The organism is Proteus sp. HMSC14B05, assembly GCF_001808035.1.
GTDB classification, from domain to species: Bacteria; Pseudomonadota; Gammaproteobacteria; order Enterobacterales; family Enterobacteriaceae; genus Proteus; species Proteus mirabilis.
The window spans coordinates 1-1186 of the sequence record NZ_KV791963.1 but is presented as its reverse complement, the minus strand read 5'-3'; the positions used below and the strand labels follow the sequence as shown (position 1 = coordinate 1186).

General features: G+C 45.3%; 1 protein-coding gene. It reads right to left on the bottom strand.

What is annotated here, in order from left to right:
* Nucleotides 1–2 precede the first annotated feature (2 nt).
* On the bottom strand, nt 3–1186 hold a 1184-nt coding region (gene tuf, locus HMPREF3129_RS01645), incomplete at its 5' end, for an elongation factor Tu (protein WP_017627866.1).

Below are 1186 nucleotides of genomic sequence, written 5' to 3'. Positions count from 1 at the left end.
AATTAACCTAATACTTTAGCAACAACACCCGCACCTACTGTACGGCCACCTTCACGGATTGCGAAGCGTAAACCTTCGTCCATTGCGATTGGGTGGATCAGTTCAACGATCATGTTCACGTTGTCGCCTGGCATTACCATTTCTACGCCTTCTGGTAATTCGATAGTACCAGTTACGTCAGTTGTACGGAAGTAGAACTGTGGACGGTAGCCTTTGAAGAATGGTGTGTGACGACCACCTTCATCTTTGCTCAGAATATAAACTTCTGATTCAAATTTGTTGTGTGGGTTGATTGAGCCTGGTTTCGCCAGTACTTGTCCACGTTCGATTTCTTCACGTTTTGTACCACGCAGTAGAACACCTACGTTCTCACCTGCACGACCTTCGTCAAGTAATTTACGGAACATTTCAACGCCAGTACAAGTTGTTTTTGCGGTTTCTTTGATACCAACAATCTCAACTTCATCACCTACTTTGATGATACCACGCTCTACACGACCAGTAACTACTGTACCACGGCCTGAGATTGAGAATACATCTTCGATTGGTAACAGGAATGGTTTGTCAATTGCACGCTCTGGCTCTGGGATATAAGAATCCAGTGCTTCTGCTAATTCAACAATTTTTGCTTCCCACTCTGCTTCGCCTTCCAGTGCTTTCAGCGCTGAACCACGGATTACTGGAGTGTCATCACCTGGGAAATCGTATTGAGACAGAAGTTCACGAACTTCCATTTCAACTAATTCTAACAGCTCTTCATCATCTACCATGTCACATTTGTTCAGGAATACGATGATGTAAGGAACACCAACCTGACGACCTAACAGGATGTGCTCACGAGTTTGTGGCATTGGACCATCAGTTGCTGCTACTACCAGAATAGCGCCGTCCATTTGCGCAGCACCAGTGATCATGTTTTTAACATAGTCGGCGTGACCTGGGCAGTCTACGTGTGCGTAGTGGCGAGTTGGAGTATCGTATTCTACGTGTGAAGTAGAGATGGTGATACCACGCGCTTTTTCTTCTGGCGCATTATCGATTTGGTCGAATGCACGAGCAGCACCACCGTAAGTTTTAGCTAAAACTGTAGTGATTGCAGCAGTCAGAGTTGTTTTACCGTGGTCAACGTGGCCGATAGTACCAACGTTAACGTGCGGTTTTGAACGTTCAAATTTTTCTTTAGACA